Annotated in this window: 13 protein-coding genes; 7 read left to right on the top strand and 6 right to left on the bottom strand. The window is 58.0% G+C overall.

Annotated elements, in window-relative coordinates; genetic code table 11:
- Window positions 1-35: 35 nt before the first annotated feature.
- Both gyrB and ACZ48V_RS00635 read left to right on the top strand, forming a co-directional pair.
- Window positions 36-1988 carry a DNA topoisomerase (ATP-hydrolyzing) subunit B gene (gene gyrB / locus ACZ48V_RS00640; protein WP_464540658.1) on the top strand — a complete coding sequence of 651 codons (1953 nt, stop codon included), beginning with the start codon at window positions 36-38 and terminating at the stop codon, window positions 1986-1988.
- 117 nt (window positions 1989-2105) lie between these two features.
- Window positions 2106-3128 carry a glycosyltransferase family 2 protein gene (locus tag ACZ48V_RS00635; protein WP_464540657.1) on the top strand — a complete coding sequence of 341 codons (1023 nt, stop codon included), beginning with the start codon at window positions 2106-2108 and terminating at the stop codon, window positions 3126-3128.
- A gap of 252 nt (window positions 3129-3380) precedes the next feature.
- Here ACZ48V_RS00635 and ACZ48V_RS00630 read toward each other — a convergent pair whose 3' ends face one another.
- Complete coding sequence (locus ACZ48V_RS00630) at window positions 3381-3602, bottom strand: hypothetical protein (RefSeq protein WP_464540655.1); 222 nt, start codon at window positions 3600-3602, stop codon at window positions 3381-3383.
- Window positions 3603-4120: 518 nt separating this feature from the next.
- Between ACZ48V_RS00630 and ACZ48V_RS00625 the strand changes: the two genes are divergently transcribed.
- On the top strand, window positions 4121-4528 hold the full coding sequence (locus ACZ48V_RS00625; RefSeq protein ID WP_464540653.1) for a hypothetical protein: 408 nt from the start codon (window positions 4121-4123) through the stop codon (window positions 4526-4528).
- A gap of 80 nt (window positions 4529-4608) precedes the next feature.
- On the opposite strand, the gene ACZ48V_RS00620 is transcribed toward ACZ48V_RS00625, so the two are convergent.
- Window positions 4609-5181 carry a TlpA family protein disulfide reductase gene (locus ACZ48V_RS00620; RefSeq protein WP_464540651.1) on the bottom strand — a complete coding sequence of 191 codons (573 nt, stop codon included), beginning with the start codon at window positions 5179-5181 and terminating at the stop codon, window positions 4609-4611.
- A gap of 480 nt (window positions 5182-5661) precedes the next feature.
- Window positions 5662-7296, bottom strand: a complete 1635-nt coding sequence (locus ACZ48V_RS00615) for a hypothetical protein (RefSeq protein ID WP_464540649.1) — start codon at window positions 7294-7296, stop codon at window positions 5662-5664.
- Between the two features lie 362 nt (window positions 7297-7658).
- Here ACZ48V_RS00615 and proS point away from each other — a divergent pair, with 362 nt between their 5' ends.
- The gene (gene proS / locus ACZ48V_RS00610) at window positions 7659-9131 is read left to right on the top strand and encodes a proline--tRNA ligase (protein WP_464540647.1); all 1473 of its coding nucleotides are present in this window, start codon (window positions 7659-7661) and stop codon (window positions 9129-9131) included.
- Window positions 9132-9184: 53 nt separating this feature from the next.
- On the opposite strand, the gene ACZ48V_RS00605 is transcribed toward proS, so the two are convergent.
- Window positions 9185-9601: a DUF2237 family protein gene (locus tag ACZ48V_RS00605; protein ID WP_464543153.1), complete on the bottom strand. Its 417-nt coding sequence runs from the start codon at window positions 9599-9601 to the stop codon at window positions 9185-9187.
- 290 nt (window positions 9602-9891) lie between these two features.
- Here ACZ48V_RS00605 and ACZ48V_RS00600 point away from each other — a divergent pair, with 290 nt between their 5' ends.
- Window positions 9892-12399 (top strand): TonB-dependent receptor, encoded by a 2508-nt coding sequence (locus ACZ48V_RS00600; RefSeq protein ID WP_464540646.1) that lies wholly within the window; start codon window positions 9892-9894, stop codon window positions 12397-12399.
- Window positions 12400-12507: 108 nt separating this feature from the next.
- On the opposite strand, the gene ACZ48V_RS00595 is transcribed toward ACZ48V_RS00600, so the two are convergent.
- A complete protein-coding gene (locus ACZ48V_RS00595) occupies window positions 12508-12699 on the bottom strand; it encodes a hypothetical protein (RefSeq protein ID WP_464540644.1) in 192 nt (63 codons plus the stop codon).
- A 270-nt stretch (window positions 12700-12969) separates the two neighbouring features.
- Between ACZ48V_RS00595 and ACZ48V_RS00590 the strand changes: the two genes are divergently transcribed.
- Complete coding sequence (locus ACZ48V_RS00590; RefSeq protein ID WP_464540642.1) at window positions 12970-14748, top strand: hypothetical protein; 1779 nt, start codon at window positions 12970-12972, stop codon at window positions 14746-14748.
- 76 nt (window positions 14749-14824) lie between these two features.
- Here the strand turns inward: ACZ48V_RS00590 and ACZ48V_RS00585 are convergent, their stop codons facing one another.
- Window positions 14825-15334, bottom strand: coding sequence for a CAP domain-containing protein (locus tag ACZ48V_RS00585; protein WP_464540641.1), 510 nt, complete (start codon window positions 15332-15334; stop codon window positions 14825-14827).
- Between the two features lie 494 nt (window positions 15335-15828).
- Between ACZ48V_RS00585 and ACZ48V_RS00580 the strand changes: the two genes are divergently transcribed.
- The gene (locus ACZ48V_RS00580) at window positions 15829-18966 is read left to right on the top strand and encodes a vitamin B12-dependent ribonucleotide reductase (protein WP_464540639.1); all 3138 of its coding nucleotides are present in this window, start codon (window positions 15829-15831) and stop codon (window positions 18964-18966) included.
- Window positions 18967-19098: the final 132 nt, after the last annotated feature.

The raw sequence follows: 19098 nt of genomic DNA, 5'->3' as shown, positions 1-19098 counted from the left end.
CTTATCGTACCTTTTTCCACCATCCTGTCTTCTTCATGGCTACCGAACACGATCTTCCCGTAACGCCTTATGCTGCTTCGAACATTCAGGTGTTAGAGGGCCTGGAGGCGGTACGCAAGCGACCGGCCATGTACATCGGCGATGTGGGCATTCGCGGCCTGCACCATCTGGTGTACGAAGTGCTCGACAACTCGATCGACGAGGCCCTGGCCGGTCACTGCGACGAGATGACCGTCACGATCCACGAAGACGGCTCCGTGTCTGTCAAAGACAACGGGCGCGGCATCCCGGTCGACGAGCATCCGACAGAGAACCGCTCCGCTCTTGAGGTCGTGATGACGGTGCTGCACGCCGGTGGTAAGTTCGACAAAGACAGCTACAAGGTGTCGGGCGGACTCCACGGGGTGGGGGTGTCGTGCGTGAACGCGCTGGCCATCCGGTTTGTGGCGACGGTGTGGCGCGACGGCGCGGTATGGCAGCAGAGCTACCGGTGCGGCGTGCCCGAAGGGCCGGTCACGAAGCTTCGCGCGATGCGCGACGACGAATCCACGGGCACCCACATCCGCTTCTGGCCCGATGGCTCGATATTTAAAGAGACCGACTTCCGATTCGACACCCTCTCCGACCGGCTGCAGGAGCTTGCATTCCTGAACCGGGGGGTACGCATCGTGCTCGAAGACGAGCGCGAAGAGGATGAAGACCTGCGCTGCGAGGAGTACTACTCGGAGGGCGGACTGAAAGAGTTCGTCGAGTATCTCGACGAAGCGCGCAACCCGATCATCGATGATACGATCTACATCACCGACGAGTCGGGCGAGGTGCCGGTGGAGCTGGCTATGCGCTACAACGACAGCTACAACAAGACCGTGCTGTCGTTTGTAAACAACATCAACACGCACGAAGGAGGAACCCACGTGTCGGGCTTCCGCCGCGCACTCACGCGCACGCTGAAGGGCTACGCGCAGAAGAACGGCATGCTCAAGAAGCTGAAGTTCGACCTCTCGGGCGATGACTTTCGTGAGGGACTCACAGCCGTGCTCTCGGTGAAAGTGGCAGAGCCGCAGTTCGAGGGCCAGACGAAGACCAAGCTGGGTAACTCAGAGGTGCAGGGCATCGTCGAGTCGCTCATCAATACCAAGCTCGGACGCTGGCTCGAAGATCACCCCAATCAGGCCGAGTCGATCATCAACAAAGTTGTGCTGGCGGCCCAGGCCCGGGCGGCTGCGCGCAAGGCCCGCGAGCTGGTACAGCGCAAGAGCGCCTTCACGAGCGGCGGGCTTCCTGGAAAGCTGGCCGACTGCTCCTCGCGCAATCCGGAAGAGAGCGAGATCTACCTGGTAGAGGGCGACTCCGCTGGCGGATCGGCTAAGCAAGCCCGCGACCGTCACTTCCAGGCTATCTTGCCCCTGCGTGGAAAGATCCTGAACGTGGAGAAGGCACGGCTCGATCGCATCCTCGAGAACAACGAAATCCAGAATATCGTGACGGCCCTGGGCACGGGCCTTACCAGCACCGAAGAAGAGTTTGATCTCTCACGGCTGCGCTACCACCGCATCGTAATCATGACCGACGCCGATGTGGACGGTGCCCACATCCGTACGTTGCTGCTTACCTTCTTCTACCGGCAGCTGCGTCCACTCATCGAACAAGGGTACGTCTACATTGCCATGCCGCCGCTCTATCGCATCCAGCAGAATAAAGACGAGTACTATATCTGGAGCGATGAAGCGATGCGCACGAAGATGGCTGAACTGCGTGCCAATGGTAAATCCAAGCCCAGCCTGCAGCGCTACAAGGGGCTTGGCGAGATGAACCCGGAGCAGCTCTGGACGACCACGATGGACCCGGACACACGTAAGCTGCAGCGGGTGTCGATCGACGACGCTGCCGGGGCCGATCGGATGTTTAGTACCCTCATGGGCGATGCCGTAGAGCCTCGCCGCAAGTTTATCGAGCGCAACGCAAAGTACGCTACGATCGACGTGTAGCGCATGTAGCGTTATTTTTAACAGTGACGCTGCGCCTCGCACGCTGGTACCGCACGGTCGTGCGGGTCGGCAGGATGCGCAGCGCGGTCCCCTCACGGAGGTCTATCAAGCAGGTATATGAGCAGTCGTGACCTCTCTATCGTCGTTCCCATCTACAACGAGGCCGACTCGTTGCCTGAGCTGGCACGTCGTCTTAAAGCGGCCTGCCACGCGTATGCATTCGAGGTCTGGCTCGTCGACGATGGCTCAACCGACGACTCGTGGGCGGTTATCGCAGCACTCCACGAATCAGACAAACGGTTTCGGGGGATTCGGCTGCAGCGCAACTACGGTAAGTCGGCTGCGCTCGCGGTTGGATTTGACCACGTGCAGGCGCCTTATGTCATTACGCTGGATGCGGATCTGCAAGACGACCCCGACGAGATTCCCGCACTGGTCGCTCTGCTCGATGAAGGGCATGATCTGGTGAGCGGATGGAAGCGAGAACGGCAAGACCCGCTGTCAAAGACAATACCGAGCCGCTTCTTCAATGGCGTGACGCGGCTTGTATCGGGCATCGACATCCACGACTTCAACTGCGGACTCAAGGCGTACCGGCGTGAAGTTGTGCAGTCCATCAATCTATATGGGGAACTGCATCGGTACATTCCGCTTCTGGCCAAATGGGAAGGGTTCGACCGCATTACGGAGAAGTCCGTACAGCACCATCCGCGCAAGCACGGAACGACCAAGTTTGGGTTAGAGCGATTCGTCCGCGGATTTCTTGACTTCGTGTCTGTACTCTTCCTTACACGGTTTGCGGCACGTCCGATGCACTTCTTCGGAGGCGTCGGAACGCTCAGTTTCGTGATGGGAGTGGCTGTAAGTCTGTGGCTCTCTGTCGAGAAGCTCGTTTTTGGGCACCCCCTCGGCGATCGTCCGCTGTTGCTTCTGGGGCTGCTACTCATTCTATTCGGCGCCCAGATGTTCACGACCGGGCTCCTGGGCGAAATGATTGTTCGCCCGCGCATGGAAAAAACTGCGGCATACCGTATCGCAGCGCGCTACGACGACCGCGACATCGACGCTCCAACCCGTTCGTCATCCCGCGAAACCACCCGCGCTGAAGCCCCTGGTATGGACCCTGCTCAGCACCGGTAGTATGTGGCGTCGCAACAGGTTCTAAGTCCCAACAGGTAGGTCTGCTCAGCAGGGCGATATCGTCCAAGAGACAGGGAGGAAGCGTATAAACGACCAGAGGTCTATTCCGCTGCTTAGCGAGATAGACCTCTGGTTATTTAGGCAGCCTCTGAAAACGCTGTGCGAGCTACGTGCCCGCCTGGTGAATCAGATGCTGCATCACAAGTTAGGAAGAAGCGGCCCCCGAAAGACGTGGCTTAGCAGATAGCGTCTTTAGTAGGCACCGTCAAAGTCTTCGTAGTACTCGTCGTCGTAAAAGTACCCCTCGTCTTCGTCGTCGAAGTCATCGTCGAGATCATCAAGATCGTCGAGGAGATCGTCTTCGTAGTACTCGTCGTCGAGGAGGTCGTCGTCAAGCGTCTCGTAGGCGAACGGATCGTCGAAATGATACATCGTGTCGTCTACAGAGCCGTACAGGGTATCTTCGTAATACATAGCATGTAGGGTGTTGTCTGTTAGCGAAGCCACGGAAAGTTGGGGGAGTGCGATGCACTCATTAAAAACGTGGGTTCAATACGTGCGATCGACGCATAAACCAAACAGCAGGTTTCCAAAGTTAAGTAGAAGCTATAATTTCACGAAACCTGCCTTCTGATTGAATAAGAAGGTATTGTGAATGCAAGCTACATGCAGTAAAGCGTTTTGCCTACATCCGATGGTTTAGGCGATGTGCTCTTTTGGCGCACTGCGTATCAGGCTGTACGAGATGATGGCTCGCGATATAGCGATCCTTTTTCAGGTAAGAAAAGAGAATTGGGTCACTTTCGGCAGTGGACCGAAGTGCCAGTGTAGCCGTGCTATCTGCTATATGCTGCCACGTATCGATCAAAATACCCATTAAGCTCTGACTGGCAGTGAGCCGGTTTGGAATCTACGTGTGTTCACGCTCGTTATGAACATGATACACTACGGTCAACCCCTTAACGAATCTACTAACAACCCCTCTGTGCACCATGGCTGCTGAACAACATAGCGCATATCCCGAACCTTCCGACTTTAAAGTGATGCGTCCCTCGTATCATGAGAAAGATGACGGGTATGTCGTGGCGACCATCGCGATCTCTCCGTTCAAAGTATCGGGAGAGAGCATGACAAAGGCAGGGGCACGTCGCGCTGCGATCTACGAGGCATCGAAGACGTACCATTCATATCACCCATCGTACTCGGTAGAAAACCCCTACCCCGATCACTTCGTGGATGGTGAAGGAGCGACATGGCACCGTGTCCCGCCCTTCCAGCGCACTACGTACGGAGACTACCGGTTCATTGACGACCAGGGTGAGGAAGAGTACGCTGACATCGAAATGATGCTTATGTGGGACGTACGCCCTGAAAAAGAAGTTGAACCGGCGGACGCGTAACCTTCGCGTCCCGATCCCGCGCTACACGCTGCACCGCACGTGTCGCCGTGTTCTGCTGCCGTGTTGTGCCAGGCTCCCTGTTATGCCAGCCGTTGCAGAATGCGGCGTAGCGTAGACTTCGGCAAAAACCCCGTGTGCGTGTAGCGGATGTCCCCATTCTGATCAATGACATAGGTTCGAGGAATTGCTTCTCCGGGAAAGTGCCGTGCTGCCAGCGCTCCAGAAGCAATCTGCGGGTAGTTGAGTCCTTGCTCTTCAGCAAAAGGCTTAATCACCCGTACTCCCTGCTGGTCGGTAGCCAGTCCGACAAACTGGACCCGCCCGCTCCATTCTTCCTGCAGGTCAACAAAGCCGGGTAGCTCCACGCGACACGGCGGACACCAGGTAGCCCATACGTTCACGACCATCACCTTGTCGGCGTGGTCGGCTGTGTCGAACACATCTCCGTCGATCGTTTCATGCACAAACGTGGGGGCTGTGGTGCCGGGTGGATCCAGGTCAAGAATCGGAGGCCAAAACTGAAAGACCATGTAGGTGAGCACGCTCACAAGTACGGGCCAGTGCCAGTAGGTCTTTATGAGATACCACCCATACTGTACAGGTGTGCTACTGTCGGATCTGTCAGGAGATGTACGGGACGCGTCTGTTTCCATAATAGGTATGCGCGTATCGGTGCGCTGAAAACTGAGAAGGTGCTTTGTCGAAGAAGCCGGTATTAGCGACGTTATCGCTCAGGGGCGTCCTGAAAAGTGCATTCAGGCCATGCAGGTGGTACCTTTGTAACGAATCCAGTAGGTACGTTATGTTGGAGGATGCAGTGTGTCATGAAGGTGCACTTCTAAATAAGCCCCACTTCTGCTTGTTCTGCCCGGTCTCTGGTGGGGGACCGGGCTTTTTTTGTTGTACTGTCTTCGCTTGCACTGTCAGATACTGGTTTGTAGTCAGTTGGTTTGTAGTTACAAGTGGAAGGGGCGATATAGATCCCCGATGATAAATGGGTAGGGCTTCGATAGGCGATTGGGCACCCGCGCCCTCGAAGTCGGCATCAGCCCAACGAAAAAGCGGCCTCTCCCTGAAGGGAGTAGGCCGCTTTTGAGGGTCTTTCGCTGGTATAGCGAGCGATTCAGAGAGAGTTAGTCATCATTCCGAGAGCCACGAGAGCCACGAGAGGAGCTCCCCGACGAGCGATCGCTTCGGCTCGTGCGCGACCCGCGGGAGGTCGAAGACGATCCGCTGCTGCTTCGTGTGCGCGAACCGCTTGAAGAACGGGTCCGCGAGCTGCCTGATGAGGAGCGCGTGCGTGAGCTGCCTGATGAGCGAGTCCGCGAGTTGCTTGTACCGCGAGTACGTGTGCGCGATCCACTGCTGCTCCGCGTCCGGGAACGCTCTGAGGAGCGTGTTCGAGGCGCTTGGCGACGGGTCGCATCTGGGCGGCTCGGGGGCTGGCGTACGCGCTCAGAGGGAATAACCACGCGGCGGGAGCGAGCATCGTCGGTCCGCGCTTTGCGCTCGGATGAGCGAGCCTCCCGCGGCGTGGCGCGCGAAGAGCCGCGTGTACGTGCTTTGTCGCGCTGCCTATCCGGATTCAGGATCGGGCGCGGAGCCATACGTTCAACGCGCCGGACCTCGCGGTTTTCTTCACTTGCACGGTCGGTGCGGTCGCTCTGTGAGCGACGGTCGGAGCGCGCTGAGCGATCGCTTCGAGCCGAGCGGTCGTTTCGTACGGAGCGATCATCGCGGGTCGTGCGATTTCCGCGCTCGGTGCGGGGATTCTCCGATGTGTCTCGGTTGGTGCGCGAACCGCGCGACGTCGTGCTGCCGCGTTCGGTGCGCTCTCCCCGCACAGTGCCTCGCGACGACGTGTCGCGGGCAGAGCGTCCGCCGCGGGCTGTCCGGTCGCTTCCAGACGTGCGCGTGCCTCGTGTGGTGGTCCGGGATGAGCCGGTACGCTGCGAGTCGCGCACGCTTGGCGCGCGTGTGGTTCTGGTAGAACTCCGTCCCGTCGGGGTACGTGTGGTGGCGCCACCGCGGGTTGTAGTGCGGGCGGTACCGCGCCCCTCAGCTGTCCGGGGGGTGAACGTGCGCGACCGGATTGGACGGTTCGACGCTACGGGGAAGGTAGACCTGCCATAGTAATGGTTGTGTATGCCGCCGTAAAAGACCGATCCGCCGCGGTAGTAGTACGGACGGTGGAAAAACGAATGGCGGTAGTACGGGCGATAATGATACGGGCGGTGGTAGAACCGTCCGTATCCAAAAGAGACGCTAACGAACGTTCCGGACCGGTAGAACGGGTCATGGAAGAACGGATCGTAGAAAAACGGGTCGTAGAATACCACAGGGCGTACATGGCCGGCGCGGTAACTGTGCAGCGGACGGTGCGACTGGCGCGACGTGTAGCGTGGAGTGCGAACCAGGCTTTCGCCATAATAGGCTTCGTAGAAGGCCGGGTCTGCACGCTTGATAGCTGCGACCTCGGCCCAGTAGGTATCCTCGTCGATGTATCCGTCGCGGTAGTCCAACTCAAGCTGCTCAGCCCAGTCGAGCAGCTCTTGCGTTGTGAGTGGCCGGTTGGGACGTTCGGCGTGCCGCGGCCGTTCCTGCGTTGTAACCGGGGCCTCCGAGCGAACAGCCGGGCGCTCATGCTGGTCGCTCGTCTGCAGCTGCGTGTAGCACCCGGTGAGCAACAAAGGCAGCACGAGCACGCTCAGTGGAAGTATACCGAGATAGCGTGTCAAAATGCCTGTGTTGGTTCTTGTAGATTCCATAACTATACCCCCTCTTGAGTACCAGTACCGCTAAATGCCAATAGCACGATGCAGGCTGTGCGATGCTGCTAAAAGTTGCGCGAAATAAGGCACATGCTCCTGCTTCTTATTATCGTACACAGTATGTTAGACCATTGCATGTACTACTTGTTGCGAAAGCCGCCTGTACATGCGGCAAAGTAACACAGTGTAGCAACATAGCGTACGTCGGTATGCTGCTCGACATGCTGTACACAGATTAACGTAGCAAGAGGGGCGTTTCGTGCCAGTGAAAGTCATGTTCACGAAGACGCACTTCTTGCGCTGCCTGCCTGTGGTCTTGCCTCCACATTGGTTTACCTTCACCCTTCTGTCCTTACCCCATGGCTGACGCCGTTACCCCCCGCGACGCCGACTATTCGCAATGGTACATCGATGTAGTACGCAAGGCCAAGCTGGCCGACTATTCCCCCGTGCGTGGATGCATGGTCATTCGTCCCAACGGGTATGCGCTGTGGGAGCGCATGAAAGAGACGCTTGACGGACTGTTCAAGTCTACGGGCCATGAAAACTTCTACTTTCCGCTGTTCATCCCTGAGCGGTTTCTGGCTCGCGAGGCCGAGCACGTTGAGGGGTTTGCCAAGGAATGCGCCGTCGTTACGCACTCGCGTCTTACGCTAAACGAAGACGACGAGCTCATCCCCGACCCGGAGTCGAAGCTGGAAGAGAACCTCATTGTACGGCCCACCTCCGAAACCATCATCTGGAACACCTATGCCGACTGGATTCAGTCGTACCGCGACCTGCCGCTGCTCTACAACCAGTGGGCGAACGTCGTGCGGTGGGAGATGCGCACGCGTCTCTTTCTGCGCACCATGGAGTTTCTCTGGCAAGAAGGCCACACGGCACATGCTACCAAAGAGGAAGCTGTTGAGGAAGCCGAGCGAATGCTCGACGTCTACGCGACTTTTGCCGAAGAGTACATGGCCATTCCGGTCGTGCGCGGACGCAAAACCCCCAGCGAACGCTTTGCGGGCGCGGTCGACACGCTCTGCATTGAGGCATTGATGCAAGATGGAAAAGCGCTACAGGCAGGTACCAGCCACTTCCTGGGGCAGAACTTCGCGAAGGCGTTCGACTGCACGTACACCGATCAAAATAACGAAGAGCAGTACGTGTGGGCTACCTCGTGGGGCGTATCGACGCGGCTCATTGGGGCACTTATCATGACGCACTCCGACGATCAGGGCCTCGTGCTGCCCCCGAAGCTGGCGCGCGACCAGGTCGTTATTGTGCCGATCTATTTCAACGATGAGCAGCGAGCACTCGTGCTGGAGCATGCACAGCGTATCCAGAACGAGCTCAGCAGCGCCGACATCCGCGTGAAGCTTGATGCCGACGATAATCAGAAGCCCGGCTGGAAGTTCAACGAGTATGAGTTGCAGGGCGTGCCGCTTCGAATCGGCATTGGCCCACGCGACATCGAGAACGGAAACGTTGAGCTCGCACGCCGCGACACCGGCGAAAAAGAAATTGTACCGCAGCAAGGACTCGCCGCACGCATCCAGAATACCCTGGCCGAGATCCAAAGCGGGCTCTTCCAGCAGGCGCTCGACCGCCGCGAATCCAATACGACCACGGTCGACAGCTACGACGCGTTCAAAGCGGTCATTGAGGACGAAGGCGGCTTCGTCAAAGCGCATTGGGACGGCACCGAGGAGACTGAGGCTCGCATCAAAGAGGAAACGGGCGCAACCATCCGGTGCATTCCCTTTGACCGCGCCAACGAGCCGGGCGAAGACATGCTCACCGGCAAGCCCTCAGAAGGCCGCGTGCTGTTCGCTAAGGCGTACTAAATGCACGCCTCTGTAACACAGGGCACGGCAGGGGGGCAAGATAACACGACAGGCTACTCGTTGCTGTCGAAGGCGTGGGCCTGCAGCGCCTTCAGGTCGACCACGTCAAGCACGGCCGGATGCGTAGCCTCAAGCACCACGGGGGGCGCGCAGCCTTCTTCGTAAGCCTCTCGCCAGCGTGCTGCACACAGGCACCACCGATCGCCCGGATTCAATCCAGGAAAATTGTACGCCGGCCGCGGGGTGCTCAGGTCGTTGCCCCGCGCCTTCGTGAAGTCAAGAAACGTTTCGGTCATTACCGCACACACCACATGGCTTCCCCGGTCTTCCGGACCGGTAGTACAGTAGCCGTTGCGGTAAAATCCCGTCTCAGGGTCGTGGCTGCATGGACGCAGTTCCGTGCCCAGTACGTTCTGTGCCGACGAGGCCGTTCCGTTCGTTGCAATACGTGCGTCAGAAGATGAACTCATCAGGTTATTAGAGCGTTCTGGCATAAAATGTGTACGGTTGTTATCTTGTATACATGATGCACCGCACCGTTTGGGCTAAGTGTGGCTTTTGTGCCACAGTTGTTAAAATCGTTGCTGCGCGGTGTTGCTCCATAGGTAGCGCGCCGCGACAACACCTGCCGGTATACACGACGCACATACGGCATACGGTGCCTCCCCCAGAACCTGCCCACCCCATTCTTTCATCTGCTTCCAGCTGCCTCTGAGCTAAACGCTACGCCCTGTTGTTAAAGTTTTTCTGAAGCGTCTTTATGGCTGTCTGGATACGTACGAGTGCCTATCTGCTGAGTGCTCTTCTCGTTGCCATCGGGGTTGGAGTTCCTGCCGTACATGCCCAGAACTGGGGCACGGTTGAGGGCATTGTGGTCGACGATGCCAGTGCTGCACCGTTGCCAGGCGTTACGGTGTTGGTTGATGGAACTAACTTTGGGACGGCTACCGAAGAAGATGGCACCTATCAGATGCGCCTGCCTACCGGCACGTACGCCCTTCGCTTCTCAGCGGTAGGATACGAAGCTCGGATCGACTCGGTCGCCGTTGAGCGCGATGCCGCATCCCGCATTGACGTTGCGCTTGCTATCGATGTTGTCGAAATGGACCAGGTGCTCGTCGAAGAAGGCGAGTTTGCCCCCGACGCTGGCGTGCATCGCCTCGACCCAGAGACCGTGCAGAACATGCCCACGCCATTCAAAGATGGATTCCGAGCGCTCAAGGTGATGCCGGGGGTAGCTACCAATACCGAGCTTTCGCAGCAGTACTCCGTGCGCGGAGGCGGCTACAACGAAAACCTCATTTTCCTGAACGGATTCGAAGTATTCATGCCGTTTCGTCCGCGCCAGGGCGAACAGGAAGGCCTCGGCCTGCTCAACCCGGCGATGGCTGAACGCATGACGTTCTACACGGGCGGATTTCCGGTGCGCTACGGAGGCAAGCTTTCCTCGGCCCTCGACGTGCAGTACCACGAAACGCAGGGCGAGCGCATTCGCGGAAGTGCCGACCTCTCGCTGCTCGATGCCAGCGTACATGCCCGGGGCGCTGCTCTCGACAACCGACTCAGCTGGAACGCAGGCGTGCGCCACGCGCAGCCCGGACGCTTCTTCGGTACGCAAGACCTGAAAGGCGATTACGACCCCGTCTTTACGGATCTGCAGGGTACGTTCACGTACCGTATCGCTGATGGACACGAGATCGATGCGCTCGGTATCTACGCTGACCACAAGTTCGAACTCGATCCCACCAACCAGCGCACTTACTTCGGCATCCTGAGCCTCGACCCGGATGTCCCTTCTAATCTGCAGGCGCTCTGGGTCGACTTCGACGGCACACGCCAGGATGGCTACACCACTGAATTTCTGGGCACACGTCTCTCCAACCGGCTCAGCAATCGCTTCCGGATGAGTCACCAGCTGGCTTACTTTGGGACCCGTGAGTCGGAGTTCTTCAGCATCACAGGGGATTCGGAGCTGTTTCGCGTTGACCCGGCGGGCGACCCAAACTCTGGCGCTGGCCATTTTGGCATCGGCACGTCTACTCAGACCGACTTCGCTGACAACAGTGTGTCGGTCGAGACGCTGAGCGGAGGGGGGCGCTACAACTTCACGCTAAACCGAAACGCCATGGAGGCGGGGTGGGACTTGCGGGGACTGCGCTTCACGGATACCATTGACGAGCGCGCAATTATCGATACGCGCGTGCAACGCGACGACGGCGAGCGCGAAGACCTGCGCATCGTCGCCGACAGTCTGTTCGATGCTGCGCAATTCAGTGAGATGCAGGCAGGCGTCTACGCCGAGAATGCAATCGACGTACTCCCCACACGCGGACGCCTTGCCGTAACAGGTGGACTGCGTGCCGACTACTACTCATTTAACGAAGAGTGGACGTTTTCTCCTCGCTTATCGGCAACCTTTAAAGCCAGCGAGAACCTGTCGCTCAGCGGGTCATGGGGCCTCTATCACCAGGCGCCGACCTACCGCGAGCTACGGGGCAACCCTGATTTTGCAGAAGGGATTCGTGGCGCGCTAAACCGAGACATTCAGTCGCAGCGCTCTATGCAGGTTGTGCTTGGCGGAGAATACTTTCTTCCCGGGCGCCGGCTTTACCTGCGTGCAGAAGGCTACTACAAGCACCTGCATAACGTCATCTCCTACACGATCGAAGACATTCGCGTGCAGTACTCGGGCGAGAACGATGCAACCGGGTTTGTCTACGGTGCCGACCTGCAGCTGCGCGGCGAACTCATTCCTGGACTTGAAAGCTGGTTTAACTACAGCTACATGGTCGCGCGTGAGCGTATCCAGCCCGAATTTCAGAACGCGTTCAACCAGGGGCTTGTGCCGCGCCCGAGCGACCAGCGACATACCTTTTCTGCGTTCTTACAGGACACGATCCCCGGCGATGACAGCTGGAAAGCTCACCTGCGCTTGCTCTTCGGAAGCGGATTGCCATATACCCCCCCTGTGCCCGGCCCGCGCGATGAGGCTACCGGGCGCGTGCTGCAGATTCCCGGACCGCGCATGTCAGGCCGCATTACGGCGTATCGCCGTGTCGACCTCGGAGCTACGAAGCGCGTCACGCTGTTTGAAGCGGGGCAGCGCGCTCCCGTACATCTCGACCTGACGATGGAGCTCCTCAACGTATTCGATATGACGAACACCGTATCGTTCAACTGGATTCCCAACGCAGACAACGAGTGGACGCGCGTGCCCAACCGGCTTACGCCGCGCACGATAAATGCGCGCGCTCGCATCTCTTTCTAAAAATTGATTTTAAGGAAAGCGAACCTATTGCGCTACGCCGTGCCGACGCTACGAGTCCCAATCAGGGAACGCCCCGTCCATCCACGGTCTGTAGTGTGAAGCTACCGGCTACGTCTGCCGACGCTGAGGCTGGCTTGGGGAGGGCGTTGTGTTGGGCTCCCGCCGTTTCGGGTTGGGCACGCGGGGCGGCTGTGAGGGCGAGCCTGGCGACCGCTTCGGCTGACGGCGCGGCTGCCGACGACGCGGGTTCGGCGTTCGGCGGCGACGTGGGGCGTTGATGGTAGACGTTGCAGTAGACATAGTTCGTAGTTTACGTATTTGCAGCAGTAAACGCGCTTGGATTCATCCCTATCCGTTGCAGATCGATGTGTTGGGTCGCCAAATCATACAAATGCAACATTATTGTGTGTCTCGATCTTGCCGGGTGTCCGCATCAAGGGATAAAGTGCGCATGGGTTAAGTAGATATGCCGGTCTGTGATTTGAGTGTGATTGAGCATGTCTCTTTGCCTTATGCGGCATCCGGCATCATGCCGTTTACGTGTTCGCACCCTACCTATCTTGCAAGATTATGCTACGCTTTCTTTCCCGCTTTCTACCCGAAAGCATACAAGGCCCTCTGCGCACACTCACTTTTGGGTTGTTTGGAGCTATTGGAGTTGGCCTATGTATCGGTGCCGCTGTGATGCTGTATGACCCGCTGAGTATCATCGTACAGACGGGATCGGTACCCGAGAGTACATACAGCCCGTTGTTTATTGCAGGCGTCATGTTATTTATTGGCATTGGGTTCATATCTACATCTGTTGCGAACTACCGCCGGCAGAAGGCCTACAGGGAAGCTGAAAATCTGGAAGAACCCTGGACCGCTCGCGAAGCCTGGCAATCATCTACACTCACACATGAAAACACACAGTCGTGGGGGGGCCTCACAGCGGTGTTTCTGGGAGGTGGTGGTGTTCTGGCCGGATGGGCCATCTGGTCTGCTATCCTTACAGCAGAAACGCCGGAGTGGGGCGTGCTCTTCGTGCTGGTTTTCCCGCTGGCGGGGGCATTCATGGCTGTGCAGATGGTGAAAGCCTACAAACGTAAGCAGCGATTTGGCATCTCGAAAGCAGAACTGGAAACCATGCCAGTACGCATGGGCCAGCGGATGCTCGCTCGGGTTGAGGCGGCTATCGACCGCTCCGAGTTTCCAGAGCATGGGGCGCAGGTACAACTCTCATGCTATCGACGTACTGCCCGCTACGAGTCGAGCGGTAGTGGCAAAAATAAGAGCCGTACAGTAAAAGAACGCACCCACCTCCTGTGGCGCGGAGAAAAGCAGATGCGGGCTATGAAGTTTGATTCGAACGGTGCGCATATCCCGGTATCGTTTGAGACACCCGAAGATATGCCGCGTTCAACGGCGATCAAACGCTCTAAGAAATACCTGGCTCGTACTGGTAAATCAGATATTATCTGGGAGGTGGCTGTACGGGCTGAGATCCCTGGAACCGATTATAAGGCCCATTTCGAAGTGCCTGTGTACGAGCTTGAGGGACAGGCGCCTGAAAACAATAGGCAGAGCGCCCCCGAAAATGCAGCGGCAGCTCAGAACGGCGGCGCGTCAGCCGAGCAATCAGAGCAGGTCTTGTGGGACTTGAAGAACGACCAAGAGGCCCTCCGGGTTAGCACAGGCGAAGATGAAGCAGACTCCGACGACCCGTATGCCGAGTACGTAGTTGAGCCCAACCTCACTGAACCCATCAGTAAGAACATATCATTGAAGCGGGTTGGCGGGCAGGGCGTACGCATCCGCGTAGAGCCTGACCGGAGTTTGAAGGGCATCGCCAAAGTTGCGCTGATGGCTGCTGTGGGTATAGGACTGGTAGTGGCTACTCCGTTCTTTTTCGTGGCCAGCGTAATGGGAAGCATTTTTGCCCTTGTCATCGGACTGGCCTTTTCGTGGGGAGCATGGGTGGCGTGGACGCAGAAGACAACGATAACTGTTGCAAATGGCGAGGTCGATGTACAGGTAAAGGGAGGAGGCGGAAAGAGCGAACGTTTTCCAGTTATGGATGTCGAGGACATCGATGTACGAATATCGGGGACACGGTCCAATTCTGACTATCAGATTATAGTCCAGAAGCGAGGCGACGATAAAGGGTTCAACAGCGACACAGCCCAGGGGATAATGGATACCATGGGCCAGGTATTTGGGCAGAAAAGTATGAGCAATATGAAAAGCCACATGTCGGATATGCAGAATCGTGTGGCGCACCTTGACAATCTCCACAACAAGCAAGAAGCCGACTGGCTCGCCCAGCAGCTTCGCGATGCTGTGGAAGCGGAGAAACGGTATGCCTGAAGCGTGAACGGTCTTGTCGTGTTAGGATAGCACGTTTTACCAACGCGGCTCCTTGCCCGTGAACCCCCACCCGTGTCTAACAGAAGGTCTGAGTCACCAGCACGCGCTTCTCGTCTGATACGGCCACGCCGAGTCCCTGAGCCTGATACGAATCGCGGAGGATGTTCTGGCGGTGCCCTTCGCTGTCCATCCAGCCGTCGACGATCGCATCGGCCAGTTCGTCTTCGGTATTCCAGTCATACGAAACCGTCTCCTCGTCTCCGCGCCGTACCACACGGCGGCTGCTGTAGGCCGATGCATTGAAGATGTTCTCGCCGAGTCCGCCCGCCGAAGAAGGAGTGTCTACCACGTCCTCGACAATAGAAGAGCATGTCAGACCGGCTGCACGGGCCCGGTCGGCAGGACGCTCCCCGTCGGGGTTAATGTGGCTGAAGAATCCGCGCTCGGCCATGTCCTGACTGTGCGTGCGGCTGAGGCCGGCGAGGGCACTCGACCACGCAAGCGAAGAATGTCCGTTACGCGTCCGCACCTCGTTGATCCGGTCATGAATGGCTTGTTCAAGGGCATGGGTATCATAGGAAGGCATGCCTGCAGGGTCGTTGTTTGGTGCCGATGGGGCACTGCCTGCGCATCCACCCATACCTAATGCTATAACAAAGAGGAGTACGCAGCAGGCAGGAAAGGAGCGGCGTATGGGCGCGAGCGAGTTAGAAGGACGCATATTTATATCCGCTATTTATTTGTGAAGCAACTGTGACTCGACCTCAGGGTTATCCACAATGTGGATAACTGTTGCAAGCAAAATACGGAAATTGCGACGATCTGTATCAATAACGGTTTCTATATATCCCTGCTGAGTGGATTTGGAGGCTGATTTAGGATTGATTGTAATGTCCGTTATGTATATTGAGCGCTATCCACGTCGTGGGTTGTTTGTGGATAAATGACCCTTGCATCCATCGGACGATGCCGGTTAGTTGTGTATGCGTTTCGTCAAGGTCTGCGCGGTATTTTCGCGTTGATCGGCGTTTTCTGCGCTTATGGTCGTCTGTTACAGAAAAGAAAACGAGGTATAACCGCATGTCTGATTCGCAGCATTCATCCCTCTTCACCGGTGCCAGTGCACCGGAGTTGCCTGATCCGGAGGCACTCGAAGGAGGGCTTTCCATCGAACGGGTGTTTTCGTCGGAGGGCGAGCATCCCTTTGAGAGCGTCACCTGGGAGACGCGCGACGCCGCCATCAAGAACCCAAGTGGCGACGCTGTCTTTGAGCAACACGATGTCGAGTTTCCCGAGTCGTGGAGCCAGTTGGCGACAAACGTAGTAGCCAGCAAGTACTTCTACGGCGACCTGGACGCCGGGAATGGGAGTCCGGCCGAGGGGCAGCGTGAGCACTCGCTCAAGCAACTCATTGACCGCGTCACTCGCACCATCACCGAGTGGGGGCGCGAGCAGGATTACTTTGCCACGGATGAAGATGCCGACCGCTTCTACGACGAACTGACCTGGCTCTGTACCAACCAGTACGGCGCGTTCAACTCGCCGGTATGGTTCAACGTGGGACTGGGGCAGCAGTACGGCATTCGCGACACGGGTAACAAGAAGATCTACGGCTGGGACCGTGAGGCCCAGGAGGTCGTGCAGGTCGATCCGTACATGTATCCGCAGGCCTCGGCGTGCTTCATCGTCGACGTAGAGGACTCCATCGACGGCATCTGGAAGACGATGGGGGAAAGCGCGCGTCTGTTCAAGTTCGGATCGGGCGTGGGGGCGGACTGGAGCACGCTGCGCTCGTCCAAAGAGAAGCTCTCCGGTGGCGGCCAGCCGAGCGGTCCGGTGAGCTTCATGAAGGTGCAAGACGCTACGGGCGGCACGATCAAGAGCGGTGGGAAGACGCGCCGCGCGGCGATCATGCAGACGTTGAAGTGCTGGCACCCCGACGTTGAGCAGTTTGTGGAGGCGAAGCAGACCGAAGAAAAGAAAGCCTGGGCGCTCATTGAGCAGGGCTACGACGGCTCGTTTAACGGTCCGGCGTACGGGGCAGTCGACTTCCAGAACGTGAACCACAGCCTGCGCGTGACGGATGCGTTCATGGAGGCGGCTGAGCGCGGCGAATCTTTCGAACTGCGCGCGGTAACGACCGATGAGGTTGTCGAAGAGATCGACGCCGCCAAGCTGCTGCACAAGGTCAGCGAAGGCACCTACATCTGTGGCGATCCGGGTCTGCAGTACGAGGACACCATCCAGAAGTGGCACACCTGCAAGAACACAGGGCCGATCAATTCCAGCAACCCATGCAGTGAATATCTTTTCCTGGACAATTCGGCGTGTAACCTGGCGAGTCTGAACCTGCGCAAATATCAGCGCGAAGATGGTTCGGTGGATGTGGAGCGTCTTCGTGCTGCGGCACGCATCTACATTACGGCGCAGGAGATCCTCGTCGATAATGCCGGATATCCCTCCGAATCCATTGCCCGCAACAGCCACCTTTTCCGTCCGCTCGGACTCGGATTTGCCAACATCGGTGCGCTGCTGATGTCAATGGGCCTGCCGTACGACAGCGACGAAGGGCGCGCAGTGGCTGGTGCAATCATGGCAATTGAGCACAGTGAAGCGTATGCCCGCAGCGCCGAAATTGCCGCGAACAAAGGCATCGGTCCGTTCGAGGAGTACGCCACGAACGAAGAGCCGATGCTCAACGTGATGCGCATGCATCGCGATGCGGTGCACGACATCGACCGCGACGACTGCCCGGACTACCTGCTGCAGGCCGCCCACGAGAGTGCCGAACGGATGGTGGCGCTGGGCGAGCGGCACGGCTACCGGAATGCGCAGTCTACGGTACTCGCACCTACCGGCACAATTGGCTTCTTCATGGATTGCGACACAACCGGTATCGAGCCGGATATCGCACTCGTGAAGTATAAGCTGCTGGCCGGAAAAGGCGAGGGCATGTTTAAGATCGTGAACAAGACCGTGCCACTGGCCCTGAACCGCCTGGGTTACTCCGAAGATGAGATTGAGGCGATCATTGCCTACATCGACGAGCACGATACCATTGAAGGCGCGCCGCAACTCAAAGACGAGCACCTGCCGGTGTTCGACTGCGCGTTTGCGCCGTCCAACGGCGAGCGGTCGATTCACCACCTGGGCCACATCAAGATGCTGGGCGCGGTGCAGCCGTTCGTCTCGGGGGCAATTAGCAAGACGGTCAACATGCCGGAGGATGTCGATCCGGACGACATTGCCAACGCCTACCAGAAAGGCTGGGAGGTTGGCTGCAAGGCGGTAGCCATCTACCGCGAGAACTCGAAGCGGAGTCAGCCGCTGTCAACCAGCGAAGGCGGCAATACGCAGAAGTCCGACGCCGAGAAAGCCGCTGCCAAGGAAGCAGCCGCCCAGGCCGAGCCCTCGGGCGATGGCGCGATGCCTGACGCAGAGCCTGCCGAGCCGGAGATCCGCGAGAAGGTCGTATACAAGCCGACCCGCAAGCGCCTGCCGGATGAGCGTCCATCGATCACGCACAAGTTCTCGATTGCCGGACACGAGGGCTACCTGACGGTGGGTCTCTACCCCGAAACCGAGCAGCCGGGCGAGATCTTCATCACGATTGCCAAGCAGGGCTCAACCCTTGCCGGCATGATGGACGCCTTTGCGACCAGTGTGTCGATTGCGCTGCAGTACGGCGTGCCGCTGGAGGATCTGTGCCGCAAGTTCAGCCACATGCGGTTTGAGCCGAGCGGCTTCACCAACAATAAGCAGATCCCCATCGCCAAGTCGATGATGGACTACATCTTCCGATACCTGTCCATCAAGTTTTTGGATGCGGAACCGAAGACGTCCGGTGCGGCGGAGGGTACCGTGGACCCTAAATCCGCCGCTGTGGGGGACAACACCCGTAGCGGCGAAACGGCCTCTGATGCGGCTCAGGCCGAGCTCGATTTCGGAACGATGGACACGCCCTCATCCGAGATGCCGGCAACCAAACAAGCCCAGCCGGTCGACGACGAGGACTCGCTCATCGGTCAGACCATCGATGCGTTCATGGAGACCGCAACCGATACGCCAGCCCAGAAAACGGCGATGCAGATCACGGCGAAAACCACCTACAAAAACCAAGAGGATTCGCCCCCCTGCGCCAACTGCGGCACCATCACCGTCCGCAGCGGCGCCTGCTACATCTGCCCCGCGTGCGGGACGACGACAGGATGTGGGTAATGCTACGCCCGGTCATCGCCAAAACCAATCACGCCCGGTCGCCCTGCATGGGAGGCCGGGCGTGTTGTCGTTTGAGTGCTCATCCGTTGAGTGTTTATCCGTGCGAATGGAACCGATCCTGCATTCACCGGA

The sequence above is a fragment of the Longimonas haloalkaliphila genome (assembly GCF_055379825.1).
This window is presented reverse-complemented; position numbering and strand designations above follow the sequence as displayed.

Coding starts and splice junctions, on each gene's coding strand:
- ACZ48V_RS00585 (WP_464540641.1), bottom strand. CDS start 15,334: ATGCCTTCCTATGATACCCATGCCCTTGAACAAGCCATTCATGACCGG.
- ACZ48V_RS00625 (WP_464540653.1), top strand. CDS start 4,121: ATGGCTGCTGAACAACATAGCGCATATCCCGAACCTTCCGACTTTAAA.
- ACZ48V_RS00615 (WP_464540649.1), bottom strand. CDS start 7,296: ATGGAATCTACAAGAACCAACACAGGCATTTTGACACGCTATCTCGGT.
- ACZ48V_RS00580 (WP_464540639.1), top strand. CDS start 15,829: ATGTCTGATTCGCAGCATTCATCCCTCTTCACCGGTGCCAGTGCACCG.
- ACZ48V_RS00600 (WP_464540646.1), top strand. CDS start 9,892: ATGGCTGTCTGGATACGTACGAGTGCCTATCTGCTGAGTGCTCTTCTC.
- proS (WP_464540647.1), top strand. CDS start 7,659: ATGGCTGACGCCGTTACCCCCCGCGACGCCGACTATTCGCAATGGTAC.
- ACZ48V_RS00595 (WP_464540644.1), bottom strand. CDS start 12,699: ATGTCTACTGCAACGTCTACCATCAACGCCCCACGTCGCCGCCGAACG.
- ACZ48V_RS00605 (WP_464543153.1), bottom strand. CDS start 9,601: ATGAGTTCATCTTCTGACGCACGTATTGCAACGAACGGAACGGCCTCG.
- ACZ48V_RS00635 (WP_464540657.1), top strand. CDS start 2,106: ATGAGCAGTCGTGACCTCTCTATCGTCGTTCCCATCTACAACGAGGCC.
- ACZ48V_RS00630 (WP_464540655.1), bottom strand. CDS start 3,602: ATGTATTACGAAGATACCCTGTACGGCTCTGTAGACGACACGATGTAT.
- gyrB (WP_464540658.1), top strand. CDS start 36: ATGGCTACCGAACACGATCTTCCCGTAACGCCTTATGCTGCTTCGAAC.
- ACZ48V_RS00590 (WP_464540642.1), top strand. CDS start 12,970: ATGCTACGCTTTCTTTCCCGCTTTCTACCCGAAAGCATACAAGGCCCT.
- ACZ48V_RS00620 (WP_464540651.1), bottom strand. CDS start 5,181: ATGGAAACAGACGCGTCCCGTACATCTCCTGACAGATCCGACAGTAGC.